Annotated in this window: 13 protein-coding genes; 3 read left to right on the top strand and 10 right to left on the bottom strand. The window is 71.6% G+C overall.

Annotated elements, in window-relative coordinates:
* Position 1: 1 nt before the first annotated feature.
* From ABZ848_RS12125 to ABZ848_RS12085, 9 genes are read right to left on the bottom strand one after another with little or no spacing between them, the layout of a single operon-like run.
* Positions 2–1,546 carry a right-handed parallel beta-helix repeat-containing protein gene (locus ABZ848_RS12125; RefSeq protein WP_360829391.1) on the bottom strand — a complete coding sequence of 515 codons (1,545 nt, stop codon included), beginning with the start codon at positions 1,544–1,546 and terminating at the stop codon, positions 2–4.
* Positions 1,543–3,483: an alginate lyase family protein gene (locus tag ABZ848_RS12120; protein WP_360829388.1), complete on the bottom strand. Its 1,941-nt coding sequence runs from the start codon at positions 3,481–3,483 to the stop codon at positions 1,543–1,545. Before ABZ848_RS12120 ends, ABZ848_RS12125 begins: the two co-directional genes overlap by 4 nt.
* Positions 3,480–5,654: a bi-domain-containing oxidoreductase gene (locus tag ABZ848_RS12115; protein ID WP_360829385.1), complete on the bottom strand. Its 2,175-nt coding sequence runs from the start codon at positions 5,652–5,654 to the stop codon at positions 3,480–3,482. Before ABZ848_RS12115 ends, ABZ848_RS12120 begins: the two co-directional genes overlap by 4 nt.
* A gap of 16 nt (positions 5,655–5,670) precedes the next feature.
* Positions 5,671–7,605, bottom strand: coding sequence for an asparagine synthase (glutamine-hydrolyzing) (gene asnB, locus ABZ848_RS12110; RefSeq protein WP_360829382.1), 1,935 nt, complete (start codon positions 7,603–7,605; stop codon positions 5,671–5,673).
* A 3-nt stretch (positions 7,606–7,608) separates the two neighbouring features.
* Positions 7,609–9,129, bottom strand: a complete 1,521-nt coding sequence (locus tag ABZ848_RS12105; protein WP_360829379.1) for a Wzz/FepE/Etk N-terminal domain-containing protein — start codon at positions 9,127–9,129, stop codon at positions 7,609–7,611.
* A complete protein-coding gene (locus tag ABZ848_RS12100) occupies positions 9,126–10,496 on the bottom strand; it encodes a Wzz/FepE/Etk N-terminal domain-containing protein (protein ID WP_360829376.1) in 1,371 nt (456 codons plus the stop codon). The genes ABZ848_RS12105 and ABZ848_RS12100 overlap by 4 nt, the downstream gene beginning before the upstream one ends.
* The gene (locus ABZ848_RS12095; RefSeq protein WP_360829373.1) at positions 10,493–11,761 is read right to left on the bottom strand and encodes a glycosyltransferase family 4 protein; all 1,269 of its coding nucleotides are present in this window, start codon (positions 11,759–11,761) and stop codon (positions 10,493–10,495) included. The genes ABZ848_RS12100 and ABZ848_RS12095 overlap by 4 nt, the downstream gene beginning before the upstream one ends.
* Positions 11,751–13,067 carry a nucleotide sugar dehydrogenase gene (locus tag ABZ848_RS12090; RefSeq protein WP_360829370.1) on the bottom strand — a complete coding sequence of 439 codons (1,317 nt, stop codon included), beginning with the start codon at positions 13,065–13,067 and terminating at the stop codon, positions 11,751–11,753. Before ABZ848_RS12090 ends, ABZ848_RS12095 begins: the two co-directional genes overlap by 11 nt.
* Positions 13,068–13,113: 46 nt before the next feature.
* Positions 13,114–14,586 carry a sugar transferase gene (locus ABZ848_RS12085; protein ID WP_360829367.1) on the bottom strand — a complete coding sequence of 491 codons (1,473 nt, stop codon included), beginning with the start codon at positions 14,584–14,586 and terminating at the stop codon, positions 13,114–13,116.
* A gap of 724 nt (positions 14,587–15,310) precedes the next feature.
* Here ABZ848_RS12085 and efeU point away from each other — a divergent pair.
* From efeU to ABZ848_RS12070, 3 genes are read left to right on the top strand one after another with little or no spacing between them, the layout of a single operon-like run.
* Complete coding sequence (gene efeU, locus ABZ848_RS12080; protein WP_360829364.1) at positions 15,311–17,344, top strand: iron uptake transporter permease EfeU; 2,034 nt, start codon at positions 15,311–15,313, stop codon at positions 17,342–17,344.
* Between the two features lie 41 nt (positions 17,345–17,385).
* The gene (efeB, locus tag ABZ848_RS12075) at positions 17,386–18,669 is read left to right on the top strand and encodes an iron uptake transporter deferrochelatase/peroxidase subunit (protein WP_360829847.1); all 1,284 of its coding nucleotides are present in this window, start codon (positions 17,386–17,388) and stop codon (positions 18,667–18,669) included.
* Between the two features lie 34 nt (positions 18,670–18,703).
* Positions 18,704–19,606: an MBL fold metallo-hydrolase gene (locus ABZ848_RS12070; RefSeq protein WP_360829361.1), complete on the top strand. Its 903-nt coding sequence runs from the start codon at positions 18,704–18,706 to the stop codon at positions 19,604–19,606.
* A 92-nt stretch (positions 19,607–19,698) separates the two neighbouring features.
* Here ABZ848_RS12070 and ABZ848_RS12065 read toward each other — a convergent pair whose 3' ends face one another.
* Complete coding sequence (locus tag ABZ848_RS12065; RefSeq protein WP_360829359.1) at positions 19,699–21,840, bottom strand: beta-galactosidase; 2,142 nt, start codon at positions 21,838–21,840, stop codon at positions 19,699–19,701.
* Positions 21,841–21,924 lie beyond the last annotated feature (84 nt).

Raw genomic sequence — 21,924 nt, 5'->3', positions numbered from 1 at the left:
CTCAACCACCGTCCCCTGCGCGCAGGGTGCTGCCCGCGTCCTGCCGGTACGGCAGGCCCTGCCACTGCGCGAAGTCGAGCACCTTGCTCGGGTCGTGGGCGACGAACTTCCACGCTCCGACGTACACGTTGTCGTGCCAGCGGTTGTGCTGCGTCTGGGTGATCGCGTCGGCCACCTTCTCGCCCTTGTACGGCGACCAGTCCGGGTAGGTGCCGTAGTTGGACAGCACGGCCATGCGGTCGCACTTCGCCGTGCACTTGAGGACGGACTTGTCCAGCACGAAGCGGTTGTCGTGGATGTCCACCCGCTGGGTCTTCCACCGGCAGTCGGAGTAGAGCGGTGCCTTGGCGATCGCCGGCCGGGCGCAGCTGGAGGTCTTCTTCACCAGCAGGGTGCAGTCCCCGGAGGAGGTGTTGGCCGGGCTGTTGCAGAACCGGTCGGCGTTCTCCCACAGGGTGATCCCGGACCAGTTGTTCTCCAACACGTTCCGGTAGACGTCGATCTTGGAGGTGCGGGCCTTGATCCGTGGTTCGCCGCCCGACTCGGACAGGTAGAGGGTCGCGAACGGGAAGCTGTCGCCGCTGTCGGCCGCCTTGCGGCCCTCGACCCAGTTGTTCCGCCGGATGGTGTTGTTCCGGATGATCGCGTTGTAGCTGATCTCGTAGATCAGCGCGGCCCCGTCGTTGGCCTCCAGGACGTTGTTCTCGATGAGGAAGTCGTTGTTGTTGGTGTCCGCCCACAACCCCGTTCCGCGGTTGCCGTGCACCCAGTTGCCGCGCACGTCGGCGCCGTCGACGGCCCAGAACTTGACGCCCCCGGTGCAGCCGCAGCCCGGCCTGCGCCGCTCCCAGTCGCCGGTGTTGTTGCCGACGATCTCGTTGCCCTCGACCACCAGGCCGGTGATACGGCCCTTGCCCTTGTAGGCGTTCATGCCGTACTGGCCGTTGTCGCGCAGGCAGTTGGCGCGGACCTGCTGGCGGGCGCCGGCCATCAGCCCGGCACCGGCGTTGTCCTGGATCGTCGAGTCCTCGACCACCCAGCCGTCGGCCGAGTCGTGGTTGACGACGCCCTCGTCCATCGGGGCCACGAAGTTCTGCACGGTCAGATAGCGGATGGTGACGTCACGGGCGCCGCCGCTGAACGCGTACTGGTTCTTCTTCCCGCCGTCGAGCACCGCGCCCGGCGCACCGATGTAGCGGTCGCCCTTCTTGGGCACGACCTGGGCGTAGCGGTCCGGGTCGAGCCGGTGCTTGCCCGGCTTGAGCCAGAACGTGGTGTTCGCGGGGCTGTTCTTGGTCTTCGCCGCCAGGTCGCCGACCTTCGCGGGGTCGACGGTGACCGCACCCGCCGGCGCCTTCGTCGGCCCGGCCACGGGGTTGGCGCAGACCCGGGCGACGGACGTGGACCGCGCCCCGGACGTGGTCGGCGCGGCACTGGCGGTCGGGTTCGTGCGGGCGTCCGACGTGCTCTCGCAGCCGGTCGCCGTCACCAGGGCCAGCGCCAGCGGTGCCGCCGCCAGCGTCCAGGGCCACCTCTTGATCCTCACGTGCCCTCCTGGCCGCGGAACCTGAGCACGGTGGTGAAGCCCTCCGCGCCGTCCGTGGAGCCGGTGCCGACCAGGGTGGTGGCGGGTTCCTTCCGTCCGAAGCCCGCGGAGTACCAGCCCAGCGGCGGCTCGGTCTCCCCGCGATGTGCCTGCCACGACAGCTGTCCGGGCAGGTCGAGCACCGCCGAGCGGTCCTCGCCGTCCCGGGTCCAGGTGAGCCGGGCCTGATGGCCCACCAGTTCCGCGGTGATCGCCGGGCCGAGGTGGAACGCCAGGCGTGCCTCCCGGCGGGGGCCGCGCACCTCGTCGACGATCTTCAACTCCTGGCTCTCGGCGGTCAGTTCCACCTGCCGCCGGTGAACGGAGCCCTGGTAGCCGTCGTGCTCGGCACTCCAGCGGGCCGCGTCCGCGGTCAGCACCCGGCTCTGTGCGTGCCGGGTCCACAGGAACGGGCCGCCGGAGACGGACTGGTCGGCGCCGTCCAGCTGCAGGGTGTTGTGGCCGAGGGTGGAGCGGAAGTACTGCCGCCACTCGGGCTGCCCGTGGTAGCAGTACGTCCCCGGGTCGGCGAGCACGTCGACCCCGTCGTGCCGGACCTCCACGGACAGCGCGTCCGCGTGGGCGTGCGCGGCGATGGACAGGAAGCCGTGCGGGCCGCCGTCGCAGCGGCACCAGATCTCCTCCGGGCCGCGCAGGATCGTCATGCCCGCGTCGGCGAAGTGACCGGGCCGGGCCGCCGGGCGGGCCACGGACGGTTCGCCGGGTTTGACGAGCGCGGCCAGCAGCGGGGTGCGTACGTCGGTGCCGGTCGCCTCCGGCCACCAGTCGAGCCGGCCGAACACCGCGTCGCCGGTGGCCAGCAGCGAGCCCCAGCGGTCGGTGCCCGCGCCGTCGAGGACCAGACCGTGTCCGTCGTCCGCGTCCCCCTGACGCGGCGGCCGGAGCCGGTTGTCCACGACGGCCGCGAGCGCGTCGGTCATGCGCAGCAGCACCAGCCGGACCGTCGCGGGGACCGGCACTCCGGCGGCGTCCGCCTCGGCCACCGCGGCCAGGCCGAGCTCAAGGACCAGTCCGTGGTACTCGGTGGCCAGCTCGCGGTTGAGGCCGGAGAGGAAGGTGTTGCCGCGCAGCTGACGCTCCAGCGACCGCAGCGCACCGGCCCGCCAGCGCGCCGAGGAGGGGAACCAGTCGAACGCGCAGGCCGCGGCGAGCTGCCCGGCGTCCTCGGCGATGACGTGGTTGTTCGCCGAGGAGCCCCGGCTCGGGAAGGCGGCCAGCCAGCGCTGGTGGTGCCAGATCTGGTTCACCGCCACCGGGTTGTCCTCGAACAGCTCGGCCGCGCCCGCCCAGCCGTCCAGCAGCCGGCGGACCCACACCCAGGACAGCAGCCGGATGCCCAGCTCGATGCCGCTGATCCAGTGGACGCCCTGCAGCGGCGGGTTGGCCGCCCACCACGACCGCAGATGCTCGGCGACGCGCTCGGCGTACCGCTCGTTCCCGGTGATCGCGTAGGCGGCGGCGAGCTGGGTGAGGTACTGGTGCCGGGACGGCTCCCAGATCTGCTTGATGTCCCCGACCGCGTCCTCGCTGCGGTACGGGACGTCGAAGGCGTACCCCGAGGGGGCCCGGCGCCCGGTCTTCGGGTCGAGCCACCAGTCCGGGTCGGCCAGGTCGTCGCGGACCACGCCGAAGAACTCGGCGTGCCCGTCCATGAGCCGGTCCGCCTCGGCGACGAGCCGCTTCGCGGCGTCCGGGGGTACGGCGGCGACGGTCCCGGCGGGCAGCACCGCGGTGAACCGGGCGCCGGTCACGCCCGGGCAGCCGGGCGGCGTCGCCCGCCACCGCCGTCTGCGCAGCGTGTCGCCCACCCGGCCCGCGACCTCCTGCGGCCCCATCCGGGACAGCCGCCGGAGGTACCAGCCCGCGCTCATGGTCATCGGGACCTCGCCAACGTCACCGGCGCACCGCCGGCCAGACCGGCCTGCACGGCGAGGGTGGCCGCCGTGGTGGCGACCAGCGACTGGAGCGGCACCGGCATCGGCTCGCCGGTGCGAACCGCCTTGACGAACGCGGCCAGTTCGGCGTTCTGCCCCTTGTCCCGGGCCTTGGGCAGCCGCGAACTGACCCACTTCTTACGGCCGTACACCGAGGCCCGCACGAAGTCGTCGAGCCGCAGCGCGCGGCCGTCCGCGACCAGGTCCAGCGTCTCCTTCGGGAAGCCGGAGGGGCCGCTGGTGACGTAGCTGATGGTGGCGGTGGAGCCGTCGGGGTAGCGCAGGACGACCTGGAGGTCCTCGTTGCCGGACGTTGCGGTCGCGTACACCGAGACCGGGTCGGCGTCGAGCAGCCAGCTCGCCGTGTCGATGAAGTGCCCGCCCTCGCCCACGAACCGCGAGCCCTCGGAGCCCTGCTGGAGGTACCAGCTGCCGTGGTCGAGGCGTCCCGCGTTGACCAGGTAGCGCAGGTGCGCCGGACCGCTCCGGGCGCCGAACCGTGTCTTGGCCTCCTGGAGCAGCGGCGCGAACCGGCGGTTGAAGCCCACCTGCAGCCGGTCGTTCCCGGACTCCTCCACCGCCGCGAGCACACCGGCCAGCTCGTCCTCGCTGAGGGCGAGGGGCTTCTCGACGAACACGGTCTTGCCGGCGAGGAGGGCTTGTCGGGTCAGTTCGGCGTGCGAGCTGTGCCGGGTGACGACGAAGACGGCGTCGACGGACTTGTCGCCGAGGACGGCGTCGAGGTCGGTGGTCGCCTCCTTGAAGCCGAACTTGCGCTGCGCGTTGGCCCCGGACAGCGCCGTCGTGGTGACGACGGTCGACAGCTCGACGCCTTCGCGCTGGGCGAGGTGGGGCAGCAGCATCGAGGTGGCGTAGTTGCCGGCGCCGACGAACGCGAGACGTACCGGCGTCTTGGCCGCCCGGGCCGGGCTCGGCTTCGCCTTCACCTCGGGGACTGCCACCGACGGGGCTTCCGTCGCTGCTTCCGGCTGTTCGGGGTAACGGAACAGCACGGCCACGGCCTTCAGCTCGCCGTCCTTCAGACGCTGGTACGTCTCCACGGCGTCGTCGAAGTCGGCGACGTGGGAGATGAGGGGCTCCACGTCGACCTTTCCGCGGGCCATGAGGTCGAGGAAGCAGGCCAGGTTGCGGCGCTCGGTCCAGCGGACGTAGCCGATCGGGTAGTCGCGGCCCTGGAGCTCGTACTCGGGGTCGTAGCGCCCGGGGCCGTAGCTGCGGGAGAAGCGGACGTCGAGTTCCTTCTCGTAGTACGCGTTCCACGGCAGGTCGAGGCGGCACTTGCCGATGTCGACGACCCGGCCGCGGTCCCGGCACAGGCGGGCGGCGAGCTCGACGGGCTGGTTGCTGCCGCCGCCGGCCGCCAGGTACACCTGGTCGACGCCGTGGCCGTCGGTGAGTTCGGCGACGGCGGTCTCCACGGCCGTGGACCCGGGGTCGCCGGCGGCCGCGGCACCCAGGCCCTCGGCGAGTTCGCAGCGCGCCGGGTCGGGGTCGGCGCCGACGACGCGGACTCCCGCGGCGGCCAGGAGCTGCACCACTAGCTGCCCGATCAGCCCGAGGCCGATGACCAGCGCGACCTCGCCGAGCTGCGGCTCGCCCTGGCGGACGCCCTGCATCGCGATCGACCCGACGGTGCCGAAGGCCGCGTGCCGCGGGGCGAGGCCGTCCGGCACCGGAGCGTAGAGGTTCTTCGGCACCCAGTTCAGTTCGGCGTGCAGGGCGTGCTCGTTGCCGGCGCAGGCCACCAGGTCGCCGACCTTGACGTCGTCGATGCCGGCGCCGACCTGCTCGACCACTCCGCACAGCGAGTAGCCGAGCGGTGTGTAGGAGTCCAGCTTGCCCATCACCTTGCGGTACGTGGCGGGCACTCCGTTGGTCGCCACGCTCTGCATGACCTTGGCCACCTGGTCGGGGCGGGAACGGGCCTTGCCCAGCATCGACATGCCGGCCTCGGACACCTTCATCATCTCGGTGCCGGTGGAGATCAGCGAGAAGGCGCTGCGCACCAGCACACCGCCCGGCTTGCACCCCGGCACCGGCACGTCGAGCACCGCCAGCTCGCCGCTCTTGTAGTTCTGTACGACCTGTTTCACCGAAGTCCCCTGATTTCTAAGCCGTTTGCCGAGTGCTCTGGCCGGACCCGGAGGTCGCGTCGCGATACCAGTACTCGAGGGTCAGCACATGCCACAGATGCTTGGAGAAGTCCTGCTGCCCGGCGGCGTCCTCGGCGACCATCCGGGCCAGCGCGTCGCGGCGCAGGAACCCGGAGCGGACGAGCTCGCCGTCGTTGACGACCTCGCGCACCAGCGGTGCCAGGTCCCGGCTCATCCAGGCCCGCAGCGGGGCGCTGAACAGGCCCTTGGGCCGGTACACGATCTCCCGGGGCAGGATCGAGGTGGCCGCTTCCTTGAGGACCGCCTTGCCCTGCCGCCCGGCTATCTTGCGGTCGCCGGGCACCGCGAACGCGGCCTTGACCACCTCGACGTCCACGTACGGCACCCGCACCTCGGTCGACGCGGCCATGCTGGAGCGGTCCGTGTAGGTGAGGTTGAGGCCGGGCAGGAACATCCGGGCGTCGGCCAGGCACATGCGGCTGACGAAGTCGTCGAGCTCGTTGTCCTGGTAGACGTCCGCGTGTTCGGTCAGCACGTCGTCGACCGTCCCGGCCAGGTCGGGATCGACCAGGGCGAGCAGCTCCTCCTGGTCGTACATGGTGTAGCTGCGCCGGAACGCGGTCTCCTCCGGCAGGTCGGCGAAGGAGAGGAACCGCTTGGCGAAGCGCACCGACCTCAGGCCCCGGCGGGAGGTGGCGACCGGCAGCCGGTCCACCACCGCGGACGCCCCGCGCCGCAGCGGCCGCGGGACCCGCTGGTAGCGCAGCGCGAGCAGGTTGGCCAGGTGCTTGCGGTAGCCGGCGAACAGCTCGTCGGCGCCCATCCCGGAGAGCATCACCTTGACCCCGGCCTCCCGGGCGGCGGTGCAGATCAGGAAGGTGTTGATCGCGGCGGGGTCGCCGATCGGCTCGTCCAGGGAGTACGTCATCTGCGGCAGCAGGTCGAGCACGTTCGGGGCGATCTCGATCTCGTGCAGGTCGACGCCGAACTGCTCGGCGACCTGCCGGGCGTAGCGCAGGTCGTCCGGCATCGCCTCGAACTTGGCGTCCTCGGCGCGGAATCCGATCGTGTAGGCGGAGATCCCGGGGTGCTCGCGGGCCGCCAGCGCGGTGAGGTAGCTGGAGTCGAGGCCACCGGAGAGGAAGGTCGCCACGGGCACGTCGGAGAGCAGGTGGCTGCGGGTCGACTCCTCGACGACGGCGGCGATGTCCGGCAGGTCGCCGCTGCGGGCCCGCTCCCGGCCCTCGGCGGCGACGTCCTTCAGGTTCCAGAACCGGCCGCGCTCCACCCGGCCGTCGGGACGGCAGCGCAGCCAGCTGCCCGGGGGCAGCTTCTCCGCCTCGCGGAACGCGCAGCGCGAGTCCGGCACCCAGTAGTAGAGGAGCGAGGCCACCAGCGCCGCGTGGTCCACCTCCAGTTTGCCGCCGGTCGCGAGGGCGAGGGCCTTCAGCTCGGAGGCGAAGACCAGGCCCTCGCCGCGCCGCAGCAGGAACAGCGGCTTGATGCCCAACTGGTCGCGGACCAGCACCAGTTCACCGGTGCGCTCGTCGAAGACGCCGAACGCGAACATGCCGCGCAGCCGGGGCAGGCAGTCCGTGCCCCAGCGCCGCCAGGCCTCCAGGAGCACCTCCGTGTCGGAGGTACCGCGGAAGCGCACCCCGGCGGCCTCCAGCTCGGCCCGCAGCTCGGGAGCGTTGTACAGCTCGCCGTTGTACGTCAGGGCGAGTCCGTCCTTGACCATCGGCTGGGCGCCGGTCTCGGACAGGTCGATGATGGACAGCCGGCGGTGTCCGAGCTGCACTTCGCCGTCACCGACGGGGTGGCCGTACCGGCCCGCCCCGTCGGGGCCGCGGTGGGCGAGGGATTCGGTGAGCCGGTCGGTGACGAGCTTGCCGTCCGGCCACCGGTACGTTCCCGCGATGCCACACATGTCCTACCGCACCTCCTGGTCGCTGTCCGGGATTCGTGCGGCCCACATCGGCATGCGCTCCGTCTTCGCCTGGCCAGTCCCGTTCTGCCGGGCCGTCCGCTCGCTGTGTCCCCGCAGCGCGATGTGCAGCCCGTCCCACAGGGTGCCGTCGGTGCGGTCCCGTGGATCGGGGTCGATCAGCACCACGCCGACCACCGTGATGCGCTGGTCCGCGAGTTGCCGTGCCACCGTGTGCAGCCAGGCGGCGCTGCCGTGCCCGGCTCGCGCGACGAGCACGGTCTGGGTGCCGAGGTACTGGAGGTCCGTCCACGCGGTGCCGGGGGCGACCGAGCCGACGCCGATCAGGCGCCCCTGGTCCGGCAGGTTCGCGGCCTGTGCGCCGCTGACGACGGTGGGGTCCCCCGGCTTCTGGTTACGGCTGGAGAGCTGCCCGCCGGGCAGGCCGTCGACGACGACCACGGGCCCGTCGGCCGCCAGTGCCCTGGCGACGTTCAGGGCGATCGCGCTCGTGCTGCGCGCGCAGCCCAGTTCGAGCAGCGACAGCGGTTCCGCGGAGCCGCGGGCGGTGCGGGCCAGGGACGTGGTGAGCCGTTCGCGGGCCAGCCGGGTCCGGCGGCGCTGCCACGGCCGGCCCGACCGGCGGGGCAGTTCCGCGATGACCGAGGCGCCGAGGTTCGCCGCGATGTCCCGGCGCAGTACGGGACGGTCGGCGACGACCACGCCGACGGCGGCGAGCGCGAGCCCGAGGAACAGGCCGAGGATCAGCCCGATCGCGGCGTCGGTGGCGGCGGCCTTGGGCAGGGAGTGCCGTACCGCGCTCGGGTCGTCCACGATCTGCGTGCCGGCGATGACCGCGGGCGTGCCGGTGCGGGCGTCGGCGGCGCGCTGGTCGAAGTCGGAGATGCGGGAGTTGAGTTCGGCCCGGCGGGCGTAGAGCGATTCGAGGCTCGCCGCCCCCGTCGTGTCGCCGGCCGTGGACCGGTCGCTGATCTGCTTGTTGACCGCGGCGAGTTCGTCCCGGGTGCGGTTGCGCTGGTCGAGCAGGGCCTTGGACTCGGCCTGCGCGGTCGCCTTCATCCGCTGTATGTGGTCCGCGACGAACGCGTCGGCCAGCGCCTTGGCCCGGGCCACCGCCTGTGCGTCGGTGTCGCCGGTCACGTCGATCTGCAGCAGGTTGTTGGTCAGGCCGGTGCCCCGGTAGTCCTTCATGAAGTCCTCGGGCTTCTCCGGGGACTTGAGGGCCTTCAGGGCCGCGTCGGCGATCCGCGTGGTCTGCAGCAGCGCGACGTCGGTGCGGATCAGTGTGCCGGTGTCGTTCGGCTGGTCCTCCGCGTGGGCGACCAGCACCTTGGTCATCGCGCTCGGCGGCGGTGGCATCAGGACCGCCACGGCCGCACCGGCCAGGAAGCCCAGGACCGCCATGGCGCACCACAGGCGGCGGCGCCTGCGCACCGCCACGACCAGCGCCTGAAGGTCCACGAGCGGAGTGGCCGTCGATTCCGTCGAAGTCGTGTTCGTGCTCACGCCGAACCTCCCGTCGCGCGGCCGGGAACGGCGAACGTCAGAGTGGCGTCGTCCGGCAGCTCGGCGGCGGGACGCGTGGGGCGGGCCTGGACGGTCCCGGCGACGACGACGCCGAGGACCTCGTGCCTGCCGTCCGCGCACGCGTCGGCGATGCCGGCGAGTTCCTCCGCGGTCCAGGTGCCCGCGCCGAGCACCACCAGGGCGCCGGCCTCGGTCTCGCGGTCCGGCACCGTCGGCCGCTCGACCGACACCTCCACGACCCGCAGCAGCGGGTCGGCCTTGGCCTCGGTGACGAGCAGCCCGGCGGCCCGGCGGGCGATCTCGTCGCCTTCGGGTACGACGACCAGCAGCCGCCGGGGAGCCGGCAGCTGTTCCCGGAGGCGGGCGCACACCCGCCGGTAGCGCAGCCGTCTGCCGGCCTCGTCGCCGGACTTCAGCGGAGCCGGTACGTCCCACCGGACGTCCATGCCGAGGAGCCGGCGGACCCTGGTCCCCCGCTCCCCGCTCTGCGGCCGGTGCGCGGGCCATTCGCCGGCCACGTCGACGGTGCCCAGCGACGCGGCGCCCAGTGCGGCGGCGATCTCGGGTTCGCTGCGCAGTCGGCGGTTCATCCGGGCGGCGACGAGATGGCCGACGACCGTGACCAGGAGGAACAGCAGAGCGCCGCCGGCGATGAGCTGAATCCGCGTCGGCGGTGCCTCGCCGGTCGGCCGGGGAGCCGGCCCCATGACGACCATGCCCGCCTTGCTGGTCGACGGGTCGGCCTCTTCCAGCTTCTTCATGGCCGCCTCCAGCGAGGTGCGCAGGTTCTCGAGCGCCGTGCGGGACTGCACGCTCTCCACGGTCTGTCCCGGATCGGCGGCCTTGGCCAGGTCGGAGATACGGCGGTTGGTCTCCGCGACCTGCTTGCGCAGCGCCTCGGTCTGCGCGGCCACGCCGGCGTCGGCTCCGCTGCCCGCGACCTGGGCGGCGAACTGCACGAACTGCTGCGCCACCCCGTCGGCGAGCCGCTGCGCGCGCTCCGGGGTGTCGGCCGTACCCGAGATCGTGATGATGTTCCCGTCGGCGGCCGAGGCGGCGACATGGCTGCGCAGTTCGGTGCGGCTGACGTCGGTCCAGTGGATGGCGTCGGCCGCGCGGTCGACGACGGTCAGACTGGTGGCGATGTCGACCTGGGTGAGCAGCTCCCGCTCCTCCCACACCCCTGGCAGCAGTACCGGTGCCTGCGCGGTGTACCGCGGCGGGAACACCAGCACCGAGGCGCCGTATCCGACGAGTGCGCCCAAGACGGCGAGGGCGGCAAGGAGCCGCCACCGCCGACGGAGTATCCGCCCGATCGTGACCAGGCGGATGGTGTCTTCGTTCAACTGCGCTGCCTCTTCTTCCTTGTGCGCACCGCGCCGCCCGCGGGGGCCGCGTCGCGGTCCCGGCAGGCGGCGGCGTAGGCGGCGAGCAGCGATGCCTGCGAGTTGCTCCAGGACAGCTGCCCGCCGATTCGCTCCTGGCCGATCTTGCCCATGCGGGCCCGCTTGTCGGGGTCGTCCAGCAGCACCGTGATGAGCTCGGCGAACCGGGCCTCGTCGTTGGCGGGAGCGTAGACGGCGGCGTCACCGGCGGAGACGCGCGCCTCCTTCAGGTCGAAGGAGACGATGGGCCGGCCCATCGCCATGTACTCCAGGACCTTGTTCATGGTCGACACGTCGTTCAGCGGGTTGCGCGGGTCCGGGGAGAGGCACACGTCCGCGGTGGACAGGTAGCGCACCAGGTCGGCGTCCGGAATGCGCCCGGTGAACTGCACCTGGTCGCTGAGCCCGAGCTGCCGGGACAGCTCCACCATCGCGTCGAAGGCGTCGCCGGAGCCGACGAACACCGCGTGCCAGTCGGTCCGCCCGAGCTCGTCGCGCAGCTTGGCGAGGGCGCGCAGGGCGTAGTCGACGCCGTCCTGCGGGCCCATGACGCCCAGGTAGCACAGCAGATGGGGCTTGCCGCGCTTCAACTCCGGCTCGGCCGGCACCGGTTGGAACCGCTCGATCTGGGGCGCGCTGCGCACCACGTAGACGTCCTCGGGCCGCTTGCCGCCACGGCTCACCGCGACGTCCCGGTAGCTCTCGTTCGTGGCGAGTACGACGTCCGCGGCCCGGTAGGTCCGCCGCTCCAGCGCGCACACGGCGCGGTAGAGCAGGTCCTTGCCGCGGTCGAAGCGGGAGAGGTACAGCTCCGGCACCAGGTCGTGCTGGTCGAAGACGAACCGTGCGCCGCGCCGTCTGAGCCACCGGGCCGCCAGGAACAGCAGGTCGGGCGGGTTGCAGGCGTGGACCACGTGGACGGGGCCGACCTTGCGGGCCAGCCGGGCGGTGTGCCACAGGGCCGATCCGTACTCCTGCAGGTAGCCGGCCGGTCCTCCGGTGGCCGCGCGCAGCGGATAGCGGTGGATCCGCACCCCGTCGATCAGGGCCTCGGGCTCGGTGTCCCGCTTCTCGCCGCGGGGGCAGATGACGTGCACCTCCCAGCCCGCGTCGCGCAGTGTCGTGCACTCCTGCCACACCCGCCGGTCGAAGGGCACCGACAGGTTCTCCACCAGGATCAGCGCGCGGCGGCCCGCGCCGTCGCCGCTGACTTCGTTACCAAGCAAGGCCCACGTATCCCGGTTCGGTCCGGCGCGTCTCGGCGTCGGGAAGGCGGATGAGGTCGACGATCGTCTGGCTGCCGCCGTGGGGCAGCGCCGAGAGGACGGCCGGGTCTTTGGTTCCGACGAGGCACACCTCGGCGTGCTCGAGCACTTCGTCGACGGAGTCCGCGAGGAGCTGCGCGAGGTGCGGCAGCCTGGTCTCGATGTACTCGCGGTTCGCGCCCATCAGCCGGGAGAGGCTCACGTTGGCGTCGTGGATCTTCAGGTCGTACCCCTTGCCGAAGAGCCGTTCCGCCAGCTCGACGAGCGGGCTCTCGCGCAGGTCGTCGGTGCCGGGCTTGAAGGACAGCCCGAACATTCCCACCCGGCGCCTGCCGGTCCGCTCGACCAGCTCCACCGCGCGCTGCAGATGGTCGGCGTTGGAGGGCAGGACGTGGGAGAGGATGGGCACCGACACGTCGGCCCGCTGCGCCGCGTGCACCAGGCTGCGCAGGTCCTTGGGCAGGCAGGAGCCGCCGAAGGCGAAGCCGGGGCGCAGATAGGCGGGGCTGATGTTCAGCTTGCGGTCGGCCAGGAACACGTCCATCACCTGGTGCGAGTCCACCCCCAACGCCTGGCACACCGCGCCCAGTTCGTTGGCGAAGCCGATCTTGAGGCCGTGGAACGCGTTGTCCGCGTACTTGATGGCCTCGGCCGTCGGGACCGGCACCCGGAACACCTCGCCGGGCAGGCCCTCGTACAGCGCCGCGACCGCGTCGCCGCTCACCTGGTCGAGCTCGCCGATGACGGTCTTCGGCGGGTCGAAGAAGTCCCGGACGCTGGTGCCCTCGCGCAGGAACTCCGGGTTGACGGCGACTCCGACGTCCACTCCGGCCGTGCCGCCGATGTTCTTCTCCAGGATCGGCACGAGCAGGTTGAGGCAGGTGCCGGGGAGCATGGTGCTGCGGAACACGACGGTGTGCCGTCCGCCCCGCTCGGCGAGCGCGGCGCCGATCTCCTCGGTGACCCGCTCCAAGTACGTGGTGCACAGGCTGCCGTTGGGCTCCGACGGCGTGCCGACACAGACCAGCGAGATCTCGCTGTCCATGATCGCCTCGCGCACGTCGGTGGTGGCGCGCAGTGCTCCGGTCCGTACGACCTCGGCGGTGAGCTCGCCGATGCGCTCCTCGACCACGGGCGCCTTGCCGTCGTTGACCAGGTCGACCTTCACCTGGTTGACGTCCACCCCGATGACCTCGTGGCCCATGCTGGCCAGGCACGCGGCCGACACGCAGCCCACGTAGCCGAGCCCGAAAACGCTGATTCTCATGACCCGTTCCTCCCCCCAGGCCCCTGTGGCCTGCGATCCCCGCACATCAGTAGGCCCCCTGGCCGTAGAGCACCGCACGCAGCGTCTTCCACAAGATCACCGTGTCCAGGGCGAGAGACCAGTCCTCCACGTACCGCAGGTCGAGGCGGACGGCCTCCTCCCACGGCAGGTCGCTGCGTCCGCTGATCTGCCACAGGCCGGTGAGGCCGGGCTTGACCAGCAGCCGCCGCCGGATGTCCGGGCCGTACTCGGCGGACTCCTCCGGCAGCGGGGGCCGGGGACCGACCAGCGACATCGATCCGGTAAGTACGTTGAAGAGCTGCGGGAGTTCGTCGATCGAGTAGCGGCGCAGCGCGGTGCCCACCCGGGTCACCCGCGGGTCCCGGCGCATCTTGAACAGCAGCCCCGCGCCCTCGTTCTGGTCGGCCAGTTCGGCTCGTGCCCGGTCGGCGTCCGCGACCATCGTGCGGAACTTGAGGATGGTGAACTCGCGGCCGTCCTTGCCGACCCGGCGCTGGCGGTAGAACGCGCCGCCCCGGCTGTCCATCACCACGAGCAGTCCGACGCACACCATCAGCGGTGCGAACAGCAGCAGGAGGATCGCGGAGCCCAGCCGGTCGACGACCGCCTTGATGGCCCGGCGGCCGCCGGTGAAGGTCGGCATGCTGACCCGCAGCAGCGGTATGCCGAGCACGGCGTCGACGTGCAAGCGCGGGCCGGCCACCTCCATCAGCACGGGGGCCACGACCATCTCGGCGTCGCTGCCTTCGAGGTTCCAGGCCAGGCGCTGCAGCCGTTCCGGTGTCCAGTGCGGGTCCGGGGTGACCGCGACGACGCGGTAGCCGTCGTGCTCGACGTACTTGGCGACGTCCGTCAGCCGGCCGACGACCGGTACCCCGTCGAGTTCGTCGCCGTCGATCCCGTCGGTCGTGCACACCCCGTCCACCCGCCATCCGAGGTGGGGGAACTTGCGGGTCCGGGCTATCAAGTCCCGTACGGTGTCAGGGCTTCCGGCGGCGAGCACCGGTCTCAGGCACCGCCCTTCGTTCCGCCGCTTGTGCAGCGAAAGCCGGAGTACGTACCGGGCCGTCATGGTGACGAGCGCGATCGCGGGGATCGCGACGAATATCCAGAGCTTGATGTTGCGCGATGTGAGGGCGATCCCGCCGAGCGCGAGGACGACGGTCGCCGTGAACAGTGAGCGTCCGAGTCTTCGGAACTCCTCCGCGCCCTGGCCGAGTACGGCGGGCGCCCACGACCGGCTCACCGCGAGCGATCCCAGCACCAGCAGCTCGGTGCCGAAGGCCAGGATCCCCCATTTCTCATGCCAGTTGGCCGCGTCACGGGCCCCGAAGAACTCACCTATCGCCGCCACCACGATGAAGGTGACCACCGTGTCGCTGGTGATGACGGTACGTCTGTACCGCTGCTCCCAACTGCTCACGGGCCGGCTCATCGCCTCGTCCGCCAGGCGTCTGTGCGCCGACGAAAAAGGGTCGACTAGTCCCCCCTGCGCCACAGAACCCCCCCGGTTCCCAGTGGTACGACGTGCTCGCCCAACACTGTCCCTCCCCCCGGAAGGCCCCCGCCTCCCGCATGCTTCGGCTCCTCGGGAGGCCCCCCGCCCCCCGCGTCGCGCCGTTCCTCCCGGTGGGACACCCCCGCCCCACCGTGTGCACGACATCCCGGCTGCTTCAGGGCAGCCTCAACTACCGCCGTGGCGCAGCAAGTTCACACGTCCTGACGGACTCTCGAGGTGCTCGAGAATCCCTTGGAACCCCCCATGCTCCGCGCAACGCCGGAGCAATAGATCATCATTTGTCGCCTCGTGTCCCACCATGCGAAGCAAGGTCAATCTAGACCATCGAGCCCCTCCTGAAGAGGGGGATGTGTGGAATTTGTGCTCAACGTTTGAAGCTGCATCCATGGCCCGACGATCAACAACAGGATCGACCCTGGCGACGACATGCCTGGTGACCTGTGGTAACGGAAGTTACTCGTCCGGTCAACACCGGCAAAACCGATGGGCCCGGGCACCGGCAACCGAGCCGAACCCAGGGCGAGTTCGGCGGAATCTTGTCGGTGGGGCACGATGCGGCAATCACTCCGCCGAATGGGCTTTGCCCTGGAATTGCCTCCCCATGGCCTTTTGACTACAGATCCGTAGTCATGATGGTCGGCGTCTTGTTAGGTATGCCTACGCTTATGAGCACGGTCTGCGGAGCCGGGCCGGGGAGAACCACATGTGGGATGACGCGTTTCCGAGCCTTCTGATCGGACTGCGGGAGGGCCTGGAAGCCGGGCTCATCGTCTCCGTCCTCGTCGCCACCCTCGTGCGGGCCGACGCCCGTTCGCGACTGCCGCAGGTGTGGACGGGCGTCCTCGCGGCGATCGCGCTCGCCTTGAGCTTCGGCGCTGTCCTGACCTTCACCGCCGCGTCCCTGAGCGCGACCGCGCAGGAGAGCTTCGGGGGCACGCTGAGCGTGATCGCGGTCGCGTTCGTCACCGCCATGGTGTTCTGGATGCGCCGCTCGGCCCGCAACCTGTCCGGCGAGATCAAGGAGAAGGTGACGGGCGCGCTCGGCATGGGCGCCGGCGTACTGATCCTCACCTCCTTCCTCGCCGTGGGCCGGGAGGGCCTGGAGACCGCCCTGTTCCTGTGGACGACCGCCCAGGCCGCCGGCGAGTCCGCGGGCCCGCTCACCGGCGCCGCCATCGGACTCGTGCTGGCCACCGCACTGTGCTGGGGCCTGTACCGCCGGGTCCTGAGGATCAACCTGACGAGGTTCTTCACCGCCACCGGCGCGGTCCTGATCGTCATCGCGGCCGGCGTCCTCGGCTACGGCCTCCGCGACCTCCAGGAGGGCGGCCTGCTCCCCGGAAAGACGGCCTACGCCTTCGACCTGAGCGGCAGCGTCGACGCCGGTTCCTGGTACGGCACCCTGCTCCAGGGCGTGTTCAACCTGACGCCGGCCATGACCTGGCTGCAGATCATCGGGTACGGCGGCTATCTGGCCGTGGTCATGACCCTGTTCGTCCGCGGTGTGCGCGGTACGACGCCCGAGCCCGCCGCCGGGAAGCAGGCCTCCGCGCAGGACTCCCCCGCGTCCCCGCCGCGTCACCGCCCGGTCTGGGTGGTCCCCGTGGCCGTCGTCACCGTCCCGGCCGTGATCGCGGGCCTCGCCGTCGCCTTCGGGCGCCCCAAGCCGGCCTCCGCGCAGACGATCGCGGTCTCGGAGAAGGAGTGCGGCAAGGGATTCACCGCGCCCAGGACGGGCCGGCAGACCTTCCAGATGCACAACACCGGAAGCAGGACCTCCGAGGTGTACCTGATCGACCCGTCCACCGGCGCCGTCTACGGCGAGGTCGAGGGCCTGGCCCCGGGCACCACCCGCGCCCTGGTCGCCACCGTCGCCGGCGGCACCTACGCCTGGCGCTGCGTGCCCACCGGCGGCACCGCCGTCACCTCCAGGGCCGTCCGTGTCACGGGCGGCGGCAGCGCCAAGGCCGTCGTACCCGTCTCCGAGAAGGATCTCGCCGCCCCGCTCAAGCAGTACAAGGCGTACGTCGACCGCGGGTTGGCCACCCTCGTCGCCCAGACCCGCACGCTCGACGCCGACATCAAGGGCGGTCACCTGGGCAAGGCCCGGACCGACTGGCTCACGGCCCACCTCACCTACTCCTCCCTCGGCGCCGCCTACGGCACGTTCGAGGACTTCGACCAGCGGATCAACGGCAGGGCCGACGGTCTGCCGGGCGGTGTGCACGACAAGGACTTCACCGGCTTCCACCGCATCGAGTACGGCCTGTGGCACGGCGAGTCGGCCGGGAGTCTCAAGGCGCCTGCCGACCGGCTCGTCGCCGCGGTCACCGGACTCCAAAAGGCGTTCCCCGCCCAGGACTTCGACCCCTCCGACCTTCCGCTGCGCGCCCACGAGATCCTGGAGAACACTCTCCAGTTCGAGCTCACCGGCGACACGGACGAGGGCAGCGGCACGGGCCTCGCCACCGCCGACGCCAACCTGGCGGGCACCCGCGAGCTGCTCACCGTACTCAGGCCGCTGCTGACCAGCCGCGCGCCGAAGCTGCTGCCGACCGTCGACGCGGACATCGCCCGGCTGCAGAAGCTCCTCGACGCCGCCCATCACGGCGGCACCTGGACGCCCGTGGAACGGCTCGATGCCACCACGCGGGCCCAAGTCGACGGAGCGACTGGGCAGTTGCTGGAGGACCTCTCCCCCGTCCCGGACCTGCTGGAGATCAGGAAGTCCGCCTGATGACCGCCGAGCACCCCGTACCGACCGAAGGGAACCACCCCATGCCGTCCGCCGACACGCCCGCCCCGCACGGCGGTTGCCCCGCCGGTCACGGCCGCCGCTCCTTCGTGAGGACGACCCTCGGCGCCGGAGCGGCCGGGGCGGCCCTGGCCGGCGGTGCTTTCGCCCTCGCCGAGAGCGGCGGGGGTACGGCGCAGGCCGCCACGCAGACGGCGAACGCGGCCAAGGTCCCCTTCCACGGCGCCCACCAGGCCGGCATCGTCACGCCCGCCCCCGCGGCCGCCACCTTCGTGTCCCTCGACGTCATCGCCGACGACCGCGCGGGACTGGCCGAACTGCTCCGGACGATCACCTCCAGGGCCCGCTTCCTCACCTCCGGCGGCACCCCGGCCGACCTCGGCGTCGGCGCACCGCCCGCCGACAACGGCATCCTCGGCCCGACCGTCCCCGCCGACGGCCTCACCGTCACGGTCGGCGTGGGCGCCACCCTCTTCGACGACCGCTACGGCCTCGCCAAGGCGAAGCCGGTCCGGCTGACCCCGATGCGGACCTTCCCCAACGACAACCTCAAGGCCGCCGAGTGCCACGGCGACCTGTCCCTGCAGATCTGCGCGAACCGGCAGGACACCGTGCTGCACACGCTGCGCGACATCGCCAAGCACACCCGCGGCGCCATGCAGATCAGGTGGCGTGTCGACGGCTTCCAGAACGCCCCGCGCCCCACCGGCGCCCAGCGCAACCTGCTCGGCTTCAAGGACGGCATAGCCAACCCGGACGTCACCTCGGCCCGCGAGACGAACCGGCTCATCTGGGTCGGTGGCGGCGACGGCGAACCCGCCTGGGCCGAGGGCGGCAGCTACCAGGTGATCCGCATCATCCGCATGCTGGTGGAGTTCTGGGACCGGGTCTCGCTGAGCGAGCAGGAGCTGATGTTCGGCCGCCGCAAGGACACGGGCGCCCCGCTGGACGGCGCCAAGGAGACCGACACGCCCAACTACGCCAAGGACCCGAAGGGCAACGCGATCCCGCTGGACGCCCACATCCGGCTGGCCAACCCGCGCACCGCGAAGACCGACAACTCCCGTATCCTGCGCCGCGGTTACAACTACGACCGCGGCATCGACGACGTCGGCAACCTCGACATGGGCCTGGTCTTCTGCTGCTACCAGCAGGACGTCAAGCGCCAGTTCGAGGCCACCCAGACCCGCCTGATCGACGAGCCCCTCGTCGACTACATCTCCCCCACCGGCGGCGGCTACTTCTACGCCCTGCCGGGAGTACGCGACGAGAAGGACTGGCTGGGCCGCGCGCTGCTGGCAGGCTGATCCCACCAGGCGTCACAGGGAACGGAGTTCAGCCGTGCAGCTGCGCATCCTCGGTACCGCCGCCGGTGGCGGTCTCCCCCAGTGGAACTGCGCGTGTCCCGGATGCGCCGGGGCACGCCGGGACCCGGCCCGGCGCCGGCTGCACGACGGGCTGGCCGTCCACGGGCCGGATCCGGCCTCCTGGTTCCTCGCCAACGCCACCCCGGACATCGCCGAGCAGCTCGAAAGCCACCCGGGTCTGCGCCCGGAGGCCGGCCAGGCCCGCACTCCCGTGGTGCGTGTCGTCCTCACCGACGCCGAACTCGACCACGTCCTGGGCCTGTTACGGCTGCGGGAGGCGTCCCGTATCGAGGTCTGGGCGACGGAACCCGTACGCCGGGCGCTGCTCACCAGGCTGCACCTCGCGGACGTACTGGACCCCTACACCCGGCTGGCATGGCACGACCTGCCGTCGACCGGTGACGCCCCGCCCGCGGACATCGCCGGCCTCCAGGTCGAAGCCGTGCCCCTGTCGGCCAAGCGCCCGCGCTATGCCGCCGACGAACCGGCCCACCCCGCCTGGAGCGTGGCCCTGCGCGTGCACGACCCGAGCACCGGAGGAACCGCGCTGTACGCACCCGCCCTCGCCACCTGGAGCGACGCCTTCGACAAGGAGACGGCCCGGGCCGACTGCCTACTGCTCGACGGAACCTTCCTCGACGAGGACGAACCGCGCCGCACCGGCATCTCCGAGCGCACGGCCTCCGGCATGGGTCATCTGCCGATCGAGGGCCCGCAGGGCACCGCGCGCCGCCTGCACCGGGCGACGGCGGAGCACCGCTGCTACACCCACCTCAACAACACCAACCCGCTGACCGACCCCGCCGATCCGGCGCACGAGCGGCTCGCCGGGCTGGGGCTGCGCGTGGCCGCCGAGCGAATGCTGATCGCCCTGTGACGGCGGGGCGCGGCCGGCGGACCAGCCGCCACTCCTGCGAGCCGTCGTCGAGACTCCTTTGAGGAACGGCCGATTGACGGATGAACGGTCGTTCAGGAGGCGACGAGGACCCGCACGTCCCAGGCGCCGAGCTCCAGTTGGGCGCCCGCGGGGACTCCGCTGTCGTCCAGGACGTCGGTCAGCTCCAGGGGCGCGGTGACCCGCGCGGGCTCCCAGCTCCAGTTGTGGACGACGTGGACGCGGCGTCCGTCGGGCGAGGTGCCGGTCGTGGCGGTGACCGTGTCCGGGAGGTCGCGCCAGCCGTGGGCCGGCGAGGGCACCAGCCATTCCGACAGCCCCCGGGCGAGGGCGCGGTCCGGGACGGTGCCGACGTAGGTGACGCGGCCCGCGCCGTGGCGCCGGGTGGTGACGGCCGGCCAGCGGCCGAAGTGCCGGTGCCGGTAAGCGGCGAGCACCTCGGCGTCGCTGACGGTCAGACCGTCGGCCCAGTGCGTCGCCGTGGCCTCCTGCGGGAGGTGCAGGGGGCTGCCGGGCACGGCGTGGACCGGGATGCCGCCGGTGAGATTGCTGAATTCCTCGTACGAGACTCCGGCGGCCTCGGTGAGGCGGCCGGGCGCCGGTTCGAGCCGGGCCCGGGCCTCGTGGTCGGCGTAGCCGGTGCGGGGTCCGAGGACCAGGTGGCCGCCGGCGTGGGCGTAGGCGGCGAGCCAGTCGAGGGTGGTGTCGGCGGCGATGTAGAGCGCGGGGACGACGAGGACGGGGTGGCGGCGGGCGGCCTCGGACGGTGTCGTGCCCGTGCGTTCGCCCAGCGGGTCGTGGAGTTGTCGGGCGTGCACGATCCGCACCTGGCGGCCGGACTCGAAGGCGCCCCGGTAGAAGGGGTCGAAGATGCGGTCGTAGGCGGCGGGGTCGGGCTCGCCGTCGGCGGTCGCGAGCGGCGGATGCTTCTCCATCAGCCACTTGCTCGGCGTCGAGTAGACCATCGTGATGTCGGCGTCCGGTTCGAGCCCGGCGACGAGGGGGCCTGCCTTCTCGAAATCGGCGCCCAGCCGGGCGAGTTCGGCATAAACGCGCCCCGGCCGGCAGCTGTGCGGGAGGACTCCGCCCCAGTAGGTCTCGGCGCCGAAGTGCAGCGTCTGCCACTGCCAGTACTCGATCATCCGTGCGCCGCGCGCCACATGGGCCCATGCCGCCTGGCGCCACTGGCCGTCGTAGGCGGGCCTGTTGTCCCAGGCGTAGCCGATGGCGCCCGCGTTGGTCTCCGTCACCAGGAACGGCTCCTGGCGGGACGAGTACATCCAGTCGGCGGTCCGGTACATCGACCACAGGCCGGTGGTCTTCCAGATCTGCCGGTGGTCGTCGGGTGTGGGGTCCGGGAGCAGGAGGCCGTCCTGCATGTCGTAGTACGGGTTGCCCGAGGCGATGTCGAGGCGGGCGGAGAGCTCGTCGTCCTGAACTCCCTGACGGGTGTAGGAGATGCAGGTGGTGACGAACTGCCCCGGCTTGGCGTACTCGCGGACGATGTCGGCCTGCCAGCCGATGAACTCGGTGACCTGGCGGGCCTGGAACTCCCGCCAGGCGACGTCGTACTGCGGCTGCGCGTTGCCGTCCGGGGTCCACAGGTCGGACCAGTCGGAGAGGCGGTGGGACCAGTAGACCAGTCCCCACTCGCGGTTGAGGGTGCCGACATCGCCGTACCTGGCGCGCAGGTGGTCGACGAAGCGCTGGAAGACGCCGTGGTTGTGGAAGAGGTGCAGGCCCGGTTCGTTGTCGACCTGCCAGCCGATGACCGCGGGATGGTCGGCGTACCGGGCGGCGATCTTGCGGATGATCCGTTCGGCGTGGAAACGGAACGCCGGGTGCGTGAAGTCGACTTCCTGGCGGGCGCCCCAGCCGAGCCGCTGCCCGGTGGCGTGCTCGGCGGTGATCTCCGGGTACTGGCGGGCCAGCCACGGCGGTACGGCGTACGTCGGTGTCCCGAGGACGACGGAGATGCCGCGCTCGTGGGCGCCGTCGAGGACGGGTCGGAGCCAGTCGAGGTCGAAGCGGCCGTTGCCGGGTTCCCAGGTCGACCACACCGACTCGCCCACCCGGATCACGGTGAAGTGGGCTTCGGCCATGAGGTCGAGGTCGGTCTTCAGCCGTTCGTCGGGCCGCAGCCGGAGGTCGTACTCGGGGGTGTACTCGTGGTAATACGCGGCGCCGAACAGGACGCGGGCGGGCAGGACCGCCATGAACCAACCTCCAGGAGAGCAAGGGGAGTTACTGCTTGACGCAGCCGGCCGGTTGCGGCGAGGTCGCGTCGCGCGGGTAGGTGG

It is taken from the genome of Streptomyces sp. NPDC047081 (assembly GCF_040643775.1).
Lineage (GTDB): Bacteria > Actinomycetota > Actinomycetes > Streptomycetales > Streptomycetaceae > Streptomyces.
The sequence above is the reverse complement of the archived record's forward strand: the minus strand, read 5'-3'. Positions and strand labels throughout refer to the sequence as shown.